Source organism: Erythrobacter sp. JK5 (genome assembly GCF_018205975.1).
Classification (GTDB): domain Bacteria; phylum Pseudomonadota; class Alphaproteobacteria; order Sphingomonadales; family Sphingomonadaceae; genus Erythrobacter.
In genome coordinates this window covers 2,951,971-2,964,863 of record NZ_CP073577.1, presented here as the reverse complement: position 1 = coordinate 2,964,863, position 12,893 = coordinate 2,951,971, and the positions used below count along the sequence as shown (strand labels likewise).

Genomic DNA, 12,893 nt, shown 5'->3' with positions numbered 1-12,893 from the left:
AGGGATATAAGGAAACCTTTATGTCTTGATCGCAGCCCTAGCTGCGGGCGCGGCGCAGCGCAAGCAGTCTTGGCAGGCCTAGCCCGGCAATCACCAACAGAGCGGCCCAGGCGAGCGGCAGGGCGTTGCCAACACGCGCGAACAGCGTGGGCGGTTTGGGTGCGGGGATGAAGCCGTCGAGCCGCCCGGCCTCGCCAGTGGCAATGTGTCCGCGGATCACGCCATTGGCGTCGATCACCGCGCTGATCCCGGTGGTGGTCGAACGCAGCACCGGCAACCCCTCCTCGATCGCGCGCATGCGCGCCTGTGCCAGATGCTGCGGCGGTCCCCACCATCCGAACCAGCCATCGTTGGACGGGTTGAAGATGTAGTCGGGCCGGTTGTCGCGGTCCACGACTTGCCCGGAGAAGACGATTTCGTAGCAGATCTGGATGCCCGCCTTGCCGTGTTCGCTCAGGTCGAGCGTACGCGGACCGGGGCCGGGTTCGTAATCGATCGATCCGGCCACGAGCCGCGACAACCCGATCGGCTCGAGCAGCGGGCGCATCGGCAGATATTCGCCGTAAGGCACCAGATGCGCCTTGGCATAATGCGCGGTGATTGCGCCCTCGCCATCGAGCGCCAGCACCGAATTGCGCGCACTGACCGCGCCGGTCGTGCCGTCTTCGCGCGGCCCGATATCGAGATTGACCACTCCCGCCAGCAGCGTTGCATCCGTGCCGATCACGCTGCCGATCCGTCGCCGCGCGAATTCGGGGTCGCCCGCGGCTGTCATCGTTGTGTAGTAGCGCTGCGGATAGCCGGGCTCGAGATAGTCAGGGATCGCGCTTTCGGGCCACAGCACCAGCCGGGATTCGTCGCGACCGGGCAGAGTCAGGTCGGTAATCCGCGCGAACTGCTCTTCGAATTTCGCGGGATCGTTGATCTCGGATTGCTTGAGCAGCGGCTGGATCAGGGCGTAGCGCAGGCCAACGCGGGTTTCGTCGGCGCGCGGACCGGGAACCACCATTGCGACCGTAAACGCCGCCAAGACCCATGCACTCGTCGCCCGCCATCGCGAGGAAGAGACGACCGCAATGATGGAAATGGCTATCAGGATCGCGGAACCGGAAAGCGCATAGGTACCGATCCAAGGCAGGATGATTGCTGCACCCGGACGGCTCCATCCGCCCAGCAGCATCAGCCCAAGCGGCGGCCACGGATATCCGGTAAACACCCAGCTGCGCAGCCATTCGGTGACGATCCACGCTCCGGCCAATACCGCTCCAAATGCAAGCGGTCCCGATCTGCGAACCAGCAGATGCGCGGCCAGCGCCGCCAGCGCCGGATAGACTGCGAGATATACGCACAGCAGCGGCACCGCGAGCCAGCCCAGGAACTCGGGCATTTTCGCCTGATGGGTGAACGCGGTCGCGATCCAGTTGTTCGCCAGCGTCAGATGCGCCCAGCCGAACAGCCAGCCCTGCCACGCCGCCGCGCGCCAGGTCGGGGCGCGGTGCAATTGCGCGACGAACAGCGCCAGCGCCGGAAGTGCGATCCACCACGCGTGGAGCGGCGGATAGCCGCACGCCGCCACCGCACCGAGCAGCACCGCACCAAGACCCGGCCGCGCTGCGAATGTCGCAAAAATAGTGTCGAACCGGGCGCGCACCGAACCCATCCGGCTAACCGTCCGATGCGCTCCGGAGCGTTCGGTCAGCCGACCGCTTCGAGATTGTCGCCGCCCTTGTCACCCGACGATTCGTCGGACCCGATCGCAGGCGGGAGGACCGAGGAATCGATCTCGCCATCGTCGTCGCTGGCGCGGCCGTTGCGGGGCTTGCGCGGCTTGCGGGGTGCGGCCTCGCGCCCCTCGGCCTTCGGCTTGCGTGCGCGGCGCTTGGGCTCGGCACCATCGCCGCCCTTGGCGTCGATCGGATCACCCTCGACACCCGCTTCGCCTTCGGCATGCGCGGCCTCGTCACGGCGCTGGCGCGGGCGGCGCCCGCCCCGGCGACCCCGGTCGCCATCGTCTCCATCGTCGCTGTCGTCGCCCGGCTGATCGCGATCATCGGATCGCTTGGCGCGGGCCTCGTCCTGGCGCGCCTTGTTGTCGGCGATCACGCGGAAATAATGATCGGCGAACTGCAGATAGTATTCCATCTGCACGCGGTCGCCGTTGTGCTGCGCGTCCTGCGCGAGCTTCTTGTACTTGTCCAGCAGCTGCGGCGCGTTTCCGCGCGCCCGGCTATCGATCCGGTTCTGGTTGTTGCCGCCGCCGCTCTGGTTGCGATTGCCGCGACCGCGGCGACGATTGTTGCGATTGTTATTCAAGGAATTCCATCCTCATCAACGACCTGGCGGGCGAAATCGCCTTTCGCACCTGCGGCCAATATACCCCTCGTCGCTTGCGCCGGAGTTCGCGGGCGCATCCCGCGATATGCTGACCGGGGCCGTGACCCATTCGGTCGTTTCCAGCGGAAAGTCGGAGCTTGTCCCTGCGACCGGCTTGCTGCGCTGGTCGGAAGGCGTGATTCGGAGGTAGCGACGACTTGGCGATTTGCCAAGCCCCTGCGGCATTTTCGTCACCGAAGGATCGCGCAACGTGGCCGATTTGCAAGATCGTTGCGGATTTCGACCGAGAAACCGGCCTGTTCAGCGATTTCCCGAACGGAATCAGCCTGCGAGGCACCGGTTTCGAAGATCGCGACGGCCGAATCGTTCATGAGCTTGCGCATTTGCGGGATGAGGGTGCGATAATCGTCAAGCCCGTCCTTTCCGGCGAACAGCGCTGTTGCCGGTTCGTAATTGCGGACATCCGGATCGAGCTCTGCGTCCTCCTCGACATAGGGCGGGTTGCACAGGACCAGGTCGAAGGTGCCAAGCCCGGCGCCCCAGCCGTCGCCGCGCCAGTCGCACAGGGCGTGCCGCGCTTGCATTCGGCCCAGTCCGTGCCGCTGCGCGTTGTCCTGCGCGACCTGCAATGCGCCGTGCGACGCATCCACGGCGATGCCGTGCGCGCTGGGGAGTTCGAGCAGGGCGGTCACGAACAAGGCCCCCGATCCGGTGCCGAGATCGACGACCCGCCCGCCGGAAGGCTTCGCTTCGAGCGCTGCGTCGATCAGCGTCTCGCTGTCCGCGCGCGGAATCAGGACCTCGGGGTTACCCGGAAGGAGCGGCCATAGAATTCCTGCTGCCCGAGGATGTAGGCAATCGGTTCATGCGCGAGCCGCCGGACGAGCAATTGCTCGAAGCGGTCGGGGGCGGCGAGCTCTTCCTTTGCGCCGTGCAGCAGCATGTCCGAACGACTCACCCCGAGCGCATGCGCCATCAGCAGTTCGGCATCGAGCCGCGCAGTATCGCTGGTGGCGGACAGGCGCTCGCTCGCGGCGCGGATCGCTTCGGTAACAGTCACTCCGCCAGCGCCGCCAGCCGCTTGCCCTCGTCCTCGGCGATCAGCGCGTCAACCAGTTCGCCCAGCCCCGGTCCGGCGAGCACTTCCTCCAGCTTGTGCAGCGTCAGCCCGATGCGGTGATCGGTCACGCGGCCCTGCGGGAAATTGTAGGTGCGGATGCGTTCCGAACGGTCGCCACTGCCGACCATCGCCTTGCGCGCTTCGGCCTCGGCGCCTTGCGCCGCGTCGCGCTGTTGTTCGTAGAGACGCGCGCGCAGCACCTGCATCGCCTTTTCGCGGTTCTTGTGCTGGCTGCGCCCGTCCTGACAGGTGACGACGATCCCGCTCGGCTCGTGCGTGATGCGGATTGCGGAGTCGGTGGTGTTGACGTGCTGACCGCCTGCGCCAGACGCGCGGTAGGTGTCGATCTTGAGGTCGCCGGGATCGATATTCACGTCCACATCGTCGGGTTCGGGCAGCACCGCCACGGTTGCCGCCGAGGTGTGGATGCGCCCGCCGCTTTCGGTGACGGGCACGCGCTGCACGCGGTGGACCCCGCTTTCGAACTTGAGTTTGGCGAACACGCCCGCGCCGGTGACGTTGGCGACCACTTCCTTGAAGCCGCCGACTTCGGACGCGCTCATGCTGACCGGCTCGACCGTCCAGCCCTGCTCTGCGGCGAAGCGCTCGTACATGCGGTAGAGATCGCCCGCGAACAGCGCGGCCTCGTCGCCGCCGGTCCCGGCGCGGATTTCGAGCATGGCGGGCTTGGCATCGGCGGCGTCGCGCGGGAGCAGCGCGATGGCAAGCTGGCGTTCCTTTTCGGGCAGGGCCTCGCGGATGCTCGCCAGCTCATCCTCCGCCATGGCCTTCATTTCGGGATCGGCGAGCATCTCTTCGAGCCCTGCGATCTCCTCGCGCATCGCCTTCACTTCGGAGGCGATCTTCGCGACCGGCTCGAGCTCGGCATAGTCGCGGCTCGCCTGCACGAATTCCTCGCCCTCAAGCGTGCCCGACGCCATGCGCGCTTCGAGCTCGGCGAAGCGGTTGGCGATCTGGTCGAGGCGGGTGGCGGGGATTTGCATTGCGGCTTTCGGTTGGAAGTTGACACACTTGACACAGTGTCAGGCTGGATTTCGAGGCTTATCCGTTTGAATTGAAGCGGGATTGAGGGCGAATTGCGAAGTTGACACTTTTCCAACCCGTTTCGTACCTCCTATTCGCGTCCATGAGGCGGACATAGCGAAAGTTGCGCGGTGTAGGAAACTCCTGGCGCAATTCGTCGGCCCGCACTCGATGCAACAGGTCATCCCGGACTTGTTCCGGGATCGGGCTCCTTCATGACAAGCGGGATGCTGGAAGGGAAGCACGACCCCGGAACAAGTGTGCTTTGCACAGCTTCGCTTCCCGGGGTGACTCCAACACCTTTCGTCGGCCCGCACTCGATGCGGGCCATGGCTTTCTTTTTTGCGCGGCGAAAAGAGAAGCCCTGCCCCGTGTCAAGCACGGGGCGACGAACATGCTAGAGGCGTCGTGTGAGCACCTCTTTCAGTCCCGGACTGAGATCGCCTGAAAATGTGTCATAGCCACTCGCTCCTACGCGAAGGATTGCTCGCGGCTGCTGTTTAACCGCCTTGTCGTAACGCTTCTTTGGTGAACCCGACGCCATTATTTCGGCGACCACGCCTCCGGCACGCAGCTGTCCAAGCAATTCAATCGCCGCGGTCAATCCCCTATCATCCTCGACGAGCACGATCGCTTCGAGCCGGGGTTCTGCCTTCTCCCCCACCAACATAGCCAGCCGCTCGATCCCCGCAGCCCAGCCGACCGCCGGCGTCGGCGCGCCGCCCAGCGATTCCATCAGGCCGTCGTAACGCCCACCGCCCAGCACCGTGCTCTGCGCGCCCAAGGCGTCCGCCGCTGCCGTGCCCTCGTCGGGGATGAATTCGAACGCGGTGTGGCGGTAATAGTCGAGGCCGCGCACGAGGCTTTCGGCGCGCTTCCATGTCACGCCCGCCGCATCCAGGCCGCTCGTCACCGTCTCGAAAAAGCCCTTCGCTTCGTCGGTCAGGAAGTCGTCGATCTTCGGGGCGTCGGCGAGGAATTGCTGATCGCGGCGATCCTTCGAATCCAGAATCCGCAGCGGGTTCTTCTTCAGCCGCTCCTGCGAATCCTCGCTCAGTTCGCCGCGCACCTTGCCGAAATACTCTACCAAAGCCGCGCGCCATTGTTCGCGGCTGTCGGCATCGCCGAGTGTGTTGAGATGCAGGGTCACACCCTCGATCCCCAGCTCCTTCAGCAACTGGTCTGCCATCGCCAGCAATTCGACATCGGCCTGCGGTTCCGCTGCGCCGATGATCTCGGCGTCGATCTGGTGAAACTGGCGATAGCGCCCCTTTTGCGGGCGCTCGTAGCGGAACAGCGGGCCGTGCGTCGCCAGCTTGAGCGGCGCGTGCTGCTGCCAGCCGTTGGTGAGATAGGCGCGCGCGATCCCGGCGGTGAATTCGGGGCGCAAGGTGAGCGAGTCCCCGCCGCGATCCTCGAACGAGTACATTTCCTTCGAGACCACGTCGGTCGTCTCGCCGATCGCGCGGCTGAACACCTCGGTCTTTTCGAAAACCGGCATTTCGGCGCGGCGGAAGCGGTAGAGCTTGCGCACCCGCTCGAAGGTTTCGACCACGAAAGCGAACGCCTCGGCATCGGCGCCGAAAATGTCCTGGGTGCCGCGAATGGCTTTGGGCGTGTTCTTGCTCATCAGGGGCGCGATTAGGCGAGAGTCCAGGTTGCCGCAATATCGAGAGCGGGCTATCGGCGCTTCCCGAAGTCCTTGGGAGAGGGGCCGAGAAGAACGACAGGAAGCCCGACCATGCGTATCGACAAGATTCCCACCGGCAAGAATCCGCCCGACGACCTCAACGTCATCATCGAGGTTCCGACCGGGGGCGAGCCGGTCAAATACGAATTCGACAAGGAAAGCGGCGCGCTGTTCGTCGACCGCATCCTGCACACGCCGATGCGCTATCCGGCGAATTACGGCTTCGTCCCGCACACGCTGTCACCCGATGGCGATCCGCTCGATGCGCTGGTGATCGCGCGCTCGCCGTTCATCGCGGGCTGCGTCGTCAATGCCCGCCCGATCGGAGTGCTCAACCTCGAGGACGAGCATGGCGGGGACGAAAAGCTGATTTGCGTGCCGGTCGATACGACTTTCCCGTATTACGCCGATGTCGGCGAGCGGCAGGACCTGCCCTCGATCGTGTTGCAGCAGATCGAGCACTTCTTCACCCATTACAAGGATCTCGAGAAGGAGAAGTGGGTGCGGGTCGGCAAATGGGGCGATCGCGCCGAAGCGCGGCAGATCGTGATCGAGGCGATCGAGCGGGCGAAGGCATAAGCTTCGTCATTGCGGGGAGCCCGCAAGGGCGACGCGGCAATCCATGTTCGAACGGATCACCCGGTCGAGACGTCAGACGCTGGATTGCTTCGCCTTCGGCTCGCAATGACGAGCACTATCATTCCACCGGACGCTTCGTATCGAGCAGGTCCTTGGCCTGCTCGCCATCGCTGCGGCGTTCCTGCTCGACCATGTCGGCAATCTCGCTTTCCGGGCGAACGTCCTCGTGCGTGGTTGGCGCGGGCGCTGGCGCACGCCGCTCTTTCTTCTGCTGCGCCTCGGTCGCTGTCGCCATCCGCCCGATCGGCAGCGGATCGGTCCTCCCGTCGAAGCGCAGACGGTAGATCGGCTCGGGCAGCGCGAACCCGGCCTCCTCCAGCGCATCCTTGACCGCCGCGATCGCCGCGCTGCGCGATTTTTCCCAGTCGGCTTCGCGCTGATCGACCCAGGCGAGAAACAGGATAACGATGTTGGAGTCGCCAACATTCCTGATCCGCGCGGCAGGCTCGGGATCGTCCAGCACGAACGGTAGCGCCGCGAGCGTCTCGTAACCGAGCTTCATCGCCGCGCGCGGATCGTCGTCGGCGTCCACGCCCAGCTCGAATTCGAACCGGCGCTGCGGATTGCGGGTGTAGTTGAGGATCACCGCCTTGAAGACCTGCGCGTTGGGAATGCGCAGGTGGTTGCCGTCGAGCGTCATCAGGATCGTGGCGCGGCTGGTCAGCCGGATCACCCGCCCTTCGAGATCGTCGATCAGCACGTGATCGTTGGGCCGAAACGGCTGGCGCAGGCTCAGCATCAGCGAGGCGACATAGTTCTCGATCGTGTCGCGCATCGCGAAACCGAGCGCGATCCCGACAACACCCGCGCCGCCGAGCACCGCGCCCAGCAATGCCCCGGCGCCGAGCATATCGAGCGCGATCACCAGCCCGCCGATCACGAACACGAAGCGGATCGCACTGCGGATCAGGTCCGCGAGAAAGGCATTGGGCGCGATCCTGTCCCACAGGAAGCCCAGCCCGGCGATCACGTATCCGGTCACGCCGAACGCCAGTGCGGTCAGCGCGGCAACTGCAAACAACGGCAGCGCGTTGACGAAACCGTCGAACATGTCGGAGAGCTGCCCGAACACCGACAGGTTGCCTTCGACCGAAAGGTCGCGTTCGAGTCGGTTTTCGACCGTGACGACGCCCGCAACCCGCGCCGCGATGTTCTCTGCCCGCGCAATCGCCTCGGTATCGCCGACCGTGCCCTCCAGCGCGACCACCCCCTCGCGCACCGTGACGCGCACGTCCGAGAAAGCGGGCAGTTCGGCGTATATCCCTTCGAGCCGCTCCTGAATGCGCGGATCGTCGCCATCGTCGGGTGCCTGTTCGATCGGAGCCTGTACCGGTGCCGGTTCCTCGGCAGCGGGCGCGGGATCGGTGGGCAGGATGGCGTACGCGGGGGCCACGAGCGAAACCGCCGCCACGAGCGAGGCGATCATCACCCACAGACGCCGAACCGGTCGACTGGATTTCACGAACACTCCCGCTGCAAGGCCCGGTACGGGCGGAACACCTTGATCAAGCGGTGGAAAGTCCCAGTTGTTCCCGCGCAAGGGGAACCGTCCCTCATGTGAAGGCGAAGAACGCCTTGAAGATCGCGGTCAGCAGGAACGGCAGGCCGATCGCCAGCAGCCACAATCCGATCGCGTCGCGGCGGAAGGCGGCGGCGTAGGACGGGTCGCCCGCCTGATCGTCGTCGAGCACGGTCCAGCGCTTTTCGAACCAGCGGCAGGCCGGGATGATTCCGGCAACCAGAACGACCAGCGCGACATAGGGCAGGATCGAGGACGACCCGCCTTCGAGCGCCTTGACGGTGACGAAAATCAGCAGCGCGGTGTAGACCAGCAGGGCATGGGCGACGTGATCGCTCATCGACTTGCGCCAGTCGCGTCCGCGCTTTTCGGCGTCCTCGTGCTGATGTGATATGTCGTTCATGCACCGCTCCCCAACGGATTTTTCTCTCGCACACGAGTATTTCAAAGAGTCGGGGGTGTGGCAAGCGCTCTAACCATATCGGGGCAGGGTCTCGCGAGCCCTCCGCAGGCCGCTGGTCGAGCACGGTGGCGGCTCCGTCGAGCGGCACAAGCAAAAAACCTGCCAAATCGGGCATTCCCGCCCTTTCCTGTTCATTCTGGGCTGCTAAAGCTGGGGCGATGACCGAACACCAAGCCATCGAGAATGCCGCCGAAACTGCCGGGGCCGATGCCGCCGTGCCGCTGCCCCAGGGCGGGCTGGAAGTCGTTTCGATCGCCAAGAGTTACGACAAGCGCGCGGTTCTGACCGACATTTCGATCAGCGTCGCCAAGGGCGAAGTGCTGGGCCTGCTCGGCCCCAACGGCGCGGGCAAGACCACCTGCTTCTATTCGATCATGGGCCTCGTCCGCCCGGATTCGGGCCGCATCCTGATGGATGGCGAAGACGTGACCAGGCTGCCGATGTATCGCCGCGCGATCCTGGGCCTCGGCTATTTGCCGCAGGAAACCAGCATCTTTCGCGGGATGACCGTCGAACAGAACATCAATTGCGTGCTCGAAATGGTCGAGCCCGATGCCGATACCCGCGCGGCGGAGCTCGAGCGGCTGCTGGGCGAATTCGGGCTGACACGGCTGCGCGAAAGCCCGGCGATGGCGCTGTCGGGTGGCGAGCGGCGACGCTGCGAAATCGCCCGCGCGCTCGCGGCCAAGCCTTCGATCATGCTGCTCGACGAACCGTTTGCCGGGATCGATCCGCTGTCGATCAGCGACATTCGCGATCTGGTGAAGGATCTGAAGGAACGCGGGATCGGGGTGCTGATCACCGATCACAATGTCCGCGAAACGCTCGACATCGTCGATCGCGCCTGCATCATCTATGGCGGGCAGGTGCTGTTCGCGGGCACGCCGCAGGATCTCGTCGCCGACGAGAACGTCAAGCGCCTCTATCTGGGCGAGGGCTTCACGCTCTAGGAATCGCTCATGGCGCTCGGACCCAGACTGGACCTTCGCCAATCGCAAAGCTTGGTGATGACGCCGCAGTTGCAGCAGGCGATCAAGCTGCTGGCGGCATCGAACCTCGAAATCGAGACGTTCATCGGCGAAGCGCTCGAAGCGAACCCGCTGCTCGATACCGGCGCGACCGGAAGCGAGGACGCCCCCGACAGCGGCGGCGCGGACGATAGCCCGCGCGAAGACCTGACGTCCGACCAGCTGATGGCGCAGGGCGCGGGGGAAAGCGACGCCCCGCTCGATATCGACGTGTCCGCGCTCGACGGTGACCGCGACACCGGCGACGGACGGCAGGCAGGCCGAGAAAGCGCCGAGTGGGGCGCGGCGGCAGTGGGCGGAACGGGCGCGGACGATTATCCCGATCCCGGTGCCGCGCGCGCCGCCGAAACCACCCTGACCGAACATCTCGACGCCCAGGTCGGCGCGATCGCCGTCAACGCACAGGAGGCGTTCGTCGCGCGCCACATCGTCGGCCTGCTCGACGAGGCCGGGTATCTGCGCACCGACCTGCGCGAGATCGCGCACGACCTGGGGGTCGACATGGACCTCGTCGAAGACGCGTTGACGGTGGTGCAGATGCTCGACCCCACCGGCGTCGGCGCGCGCGACCTGGCCGAATGCCTCGCGATCCAGGCGCGCGAGGCGGACCGCTACGATCCCTGCATGCAGGCGCTGATCGGCAATCTCGATCTGCTGGCGCAGGGCGAGGTCGCGCGGCTCAAGCGCATGTGCCATGTCGATGACGAGGACTTTGCCGACATGTTGCGCGAATTGCGCGGCTACGATCCCAAGCCCGGACTTGCCTTTGCAGGGGGCGAAAGCAGCGCGATCATCCCCGACGTGCTGCTGCGCGCTGGCGATGCAGGCGGGTGGGACATTACGCTCAACGAAGAGTCCCTGCCGCGGCTGGTGGTCAATCGCAGCTATTTCGTCGAGCTATCGGACGGCTCCCCCGACAAGGCAACGCAAGGCTGGCTCAAGGAAAAGCTCGCCGATGCGCACTGGCTGATCCGCGCGCTCGACCAGCGACAGAAAACGATCCTCAAGACCGCCGCCGAAATCGTGAAGCAGCAGGACGGCTTCTTCCGCCGCGGCGTATCCGAACTGCGGCCGCTGACCCTGCGCGAGGTCGCGGAAAAGATCGAGATGCACGAAAGCACCGTCAGCCGGGTGACCAGCAACAAGTACCTGCACTGCGATCGGGGTACGTTCGAACTGAAGTATTTCTTTTCCAGCGGCGTCGGATCAAGCGATGGCGAAGGCGCTTCGTCGGAGGCGATCAAGGCCCGCATCAAGGCGCTTACCGACGCCGAGGACCCCAAGAAGGTGCTGTCCGACCAGAAGCTCGTCGACCTGCTCAAGGAAGAAGGCTTCGACCTCGCCCGCCGCACGGTCGCGAAATATCGCGAGGCGATCGGGATAGGATCGAGCGCGCAAAGGCGGCGCGCGAAGAAGCTCGCAGGGATTTGACGCTCACACCGCCGGACCAGTGCGGACCGGCGGATTCCGAGAATTTGGCTAGGGTAGTGTTTGCCCGCTCCATCCTGTACGTTCCTGCGATGCAGCGAGTCCGGAGGATCGAATATGAAGACCCGGCACGGCGGATTAAAGTATCGCACCGCAGTTTCCGGTGACGTTGTGGTTGCCGAGGATACGGCAACCTCAAGTGTGCAAGCATACCGCAAGAGAGCGATTGAGGACGGCACTCACCGGCTCGAGCCCTTCGGCCATATCGATACCAGGGGCGGCAAGATTGTCGGTGTGTCGAAGACGGCGGAATCCACGGGGTATGTGATCAAGAGTGAGCGCGGCGGCATTGTCGCCTCGCGCAAGTCGGATCCAAGTTGGCGACTTGGCCTCGATCAGAAAACAAAGGCTGTTACCGCTCAGAACCGGCCCAGCCACGCGATATTGAAGCTTGGAGGCGGCCGACTCGGCTTTGTCGATGGACAAGGGTTGTTCCGCCTCGATCCGATGCCGTCCTCAGCCGCCGGGCCGCTCGAACGCAGCGACTATCTGTGCAAGGAAGACAAATTCGACCTGGGAGACGATTTCGCACCGTGAGAATGCCCCCACGTTCGAAACGTGTTTGGCAGGTCAAGGTTTCAACTCTCTGCAATCTGCGCTGCCGCTATTGTTATGAGTGGGACCGGCTGGCCGACACAGCGCGCATGGGTCTGCCGGTCTGGCGCGAAGTGTTCGAAGCGATCCGCGACCTCCGCGTGGATGCGAACCCTGACGAGTTTGACCGGATCATCTGGCATGGCGGCGAACCGACCTTGCTGCCACCCGATTACGTTCTGAACGTTTTGGCCCTACAGCGCGACGTGCTGGGTGAAGCGATAGGAGCGGGCGGCGCACGCAACGCGGTGCAGACCAACCTTTTCGCTTGGAACGAAACGCTCGACATCTTCGTGTCGTCGGGGTTCGAATTCAGCGTGTCGATGGACGTCGTTCCTGGCACGCGGCCCACAGCCGGCGGAAAGGCTACCGAGGCGGCGACGGTCCAGAACTTGGCGCAGCTCGTTGCGCGCGGCGCCAAAGTGGGCGTGATTCTGGTGCTAACGCGCGAAAACCGCGATCACTTGGCAGCCGCTCACGACCTTGTCGCCGGGATAGGTGTCGACTGGCTGCGGATCATACCCGTCTTCGCGTCTGAAAGCGCCGCCCCGGTCGGAAACCTGATCCTGAGTCCGGAAGAGACGGTCGAGGCGCTGCTCTTGCTGGACGGCCATCGGGCGACAACCGGGCAGAATATCCCGGTAATCCCGCTGGATCGGGCAAGGGCCGCAGCAGAGCGTTTTCGGAATGGTGAGACGGCGACGCACACGGTTCCAACGCGGATCATCGTGCAGCCCGACGGCAGAATCGGATTTGAATTCGGCGAGCGACTGCGCCTGTCGGATTGGCCGGGCGAGAATTCGCTCGCTTCCGCCATATCGCAACCGCGGACGAATAAACGGGACGACCGCACCTGCCGTCCCTGCGGCTTTCAAGCGACCTGCAATCGAAGAGCATTGGAAGATTGGCCCGACACGAAAGACGAGGGGCCATGTCCGGTCGAGGCAAGGTTGCTGGCAGAAATGGTATCCTGA

The 12,893-nt window shown here is 64.6% G+C and carries 13 protein-coding genes; 5 read left to right on the top strand and 8 right to left on the bottom strand.

Annotation, left to right across the window (positions count from 1 at the left end; translation table 11 throughout):
• Positions 1-37: 37 nt before the first annotated feature.
• The 6 genes from lnt to hisS all read right to left on the bottom strand — a co-directional run bounded on the left by lnt (position 38) and on the right by hisS (position 6,128).
• Entirely contained in the window at positions 38-1,660 is a 1,623-nt protein-coding gene (gene lnt / locus KDC96_RS14485; protein WP_212449083.1) for an apolipoprotein N-acyltransferase, read from the bottom strand.
• Positions 1,661-1,695: 35 nt separating this feature from the next.
• Entirely contained in the window at positions 1,696-2,313 is a 618-nt protein-coding gene (locus tag KDC96_RS14480; protein WP_212449082.1) for a DUF4167 domain-containing protein, read from the bottom strand.
• A gap of 251 nt (positions 2,314-2,564) precedes the next feature.
• Positions 2,565-3,101, bottom strand: a complete 537-nt coding sequence (locus KDC96_RS16735) for a peptide chain release factor N(5)-glutamine methyltransferase (protein ID WP_371815564.1) — start codon at positions 3,099-3,101, stop codon at positions 2,565-2,567.
• A 26-nt stretch (positions 3,102-3,127) separates the two neighbouring features.
• The gene (locus tag KDC96_RS16730; protein ID WP_371815497.1) at positions 3,128-3,394 is read right to left on the bottom strand and encodes a hypothetical protein; all 267 of its coding nucleotides are present in this window, start codon (positions 3,392-3,394) and stop codon (positions 3,128-3,130) included.
• A complete protein-coding gene (gene prfA / locus KDC96_RS14470; protein ID WP_212449081.1) occupies positions 3,391-4,458 on the bottom strand; it encodes a peptide chain release factor 1 in 1,068 nt (355 codons plus the stop codon). Before prfA ends, KDC96_RS16730 begins: the two co-directional genes overlap by 4 nt.
• A 437-nt stretch (positions 4,459-4,895) precedes the next feature.
• Positions 4,896-6,128, bottom strand: a complete 1,233-nt coding sequence (gene hisS / locus KDC96_RS14465; RefSeq protein WP_212449080.1) for a histidine--tRNA ligase — start codon at positions 6,126-6,128, stop codon at positions 4,896-4,898.
• A 111-nt stretch (positions 6,129-6,239) separates the two neighbouring features.
• Here hisS and ppa point away from each other — a divergent pair, with 111 nt between their 5' ends.
• Positions 6,240-6,767: an inorganic diphosphatase gene (gene ppa / locus KDC96_RS14460; RefSeq protein WP_212449079.1), complete on the top strand. Its 528-nt coding sequence runs from the start codon at positions 6,240-6,242 to the stop codon at positions 6,765-6,767.
• 118 nt (positions 6,768-6,885) lie between these two features.
• On the opposite strand, the gene KDC96_RS14455 is transcribed toward ppa, so the two are convergent.
• On the bottom strand, positions 6,886-8,253 hold the full coding sequence (locus KDC96_RS14455) for a mechanosensitive ion channel family protein (protein WP_212452755.1): 1,368 nt from the start codon (positions 8,251-8,253) through the stop codon (positions 6,886-6,888).
• A gap of 127 nt (positions 8,254-8,380) precedes the next feature.
• On the bottom strand, positions 8,381-8,749 hold the full coding sequence (locus tag KDC96_RS14450; protein ID WP_212449078.1) for a hypothetical protein: 369 nt from the start codon (positions 8,747-8,749) through the stop codon (positions 8,381-8,383).
• Between the two features lie 218 nt (positions 8,750-8,967).
• On the opposite strand from KDC96_RS14450, the gene lptB reads away from it, so the two are divergent.
• The 4 genes from lptB to KDC96_RS14430 all read left to right on the top strand — a co-directional run bounded on the left by lptB (position 8,968) and on the right by KDC96_RS14430 (position 12,893).
• Positions 8,968-9,759: an LPS export ABC transporter ATP-binding protein gene (lptB, locus tag KDC96_RS14445; RefSeq protein WP_212449077.1), complete on the top strand. Its 792-nt coding sequence runs from the start codon at positions 8,968-8,970 to the stop codon at positions 9,757-9,759.
• Between the two features lie 9 nt (positions 9,760-9,768).
• On the top strand, positions 9,769-11,268 hold the full coding sequence (gene rpoN / locus KDC96_RS14440) for an RNA polymerase factor sigma-54 (protein WP_212449076.1): 1,500 nt from the start codon (positions 9,769-9,771) through the stop codon (positions 11,266-11,268).
• A 114-nt stretch (positions 11,269-11,382) separates the two neighbouring features.
• Complete coding sequence (locus tag KDC96_RS14435; protein ID WP_212449075.1) at positions 11,383-11,862, top strand: hypothetical protein; 480 nt, start codon at positions 11,383-11,385, stop codon at positions 11,860-11,862.
• 2 nt (positions 11,863-11,864) lie between these two features.
• Entirely contained in the window at positions 11,865-12,893 is a 1,029-nt protein-coding gene (locus tag KDC96_RS14430) for a radical SAM protein (RefSeq protein ID WP_212449074.1), read from the top strand.

Excerpts from the sequence above, each read along its gene's own strand:
- lnt (WP_212449083.1), bottom strand. The coding sequence starts at position 1,660 with ATGGGTTCGGTGCGCGCCCGGTTCGACACTATTTTTGCGACATTCGCA.
- prfA (WP_212449081.1), bottom strand. The coding sequence starts at position 4,458 with ATGCAAATCCCCGCCACCCGCCTCGACCAGATCGCCAACCGCTTCGCC.
- hisS (WP_212449080.1), bottom strand. The coding sequence starts at position 6,128 with ATGAGCAAGAACACGCCCAAAGCCATTCGCGGCACCCAGGACATTTTC.
- ppa (WP_212449079.1), top strand. The coding sequence starts at position 6,240 with ATGCGTATCGACAAGATTCCCACCGGCAAGAATCCGCCCGACGACCTC.
- KDC96_RS14455 (WP_212452755.1), bottom strand. The coding sequence starts at position 8,253 with ATGATCGCCTCGCTCGTGGCGGCGGTTTCGCTCGTGGCCCCCGCGTAC.
- KDC96_RS14450 (WP_212449078.1), bottom strand. The coding sequence starts at position 8,749 with ATGAACGACATATCACATCAGCACGAGGACGCCGAAAAGCGCGGACGC.
- lptB (WP_212449077.1), top strand. The coding sequence starts at position 8,968 with ATGACCGAACACCAAGCCATCGAGAATGCCGCCGAAACTGCCGGGGCC.
- rpoN (WP_212449076.1), top strand. The coding sequence starts at position 9,769 with ATGGCGCTCGGACCCAGACTGGACCTTCGCCAATCGCAAAGCTTGGTG.
- KDC96_RS14435 (WP_212449075.1), top strand. The coding sequence starts at position 11,383 with ATGAAGACCCGGCACGGCGGATTAAAGTATCGCACCGCAGTTTCCGGT.
- KDC96_RS14430 (WP_212449074.1), top strand. The coding sequence starts at position 11,865 with ATGCCCCCACGTTCGAAACGTGTTTGGCAGGTCAAGGTTTCAACTCTC.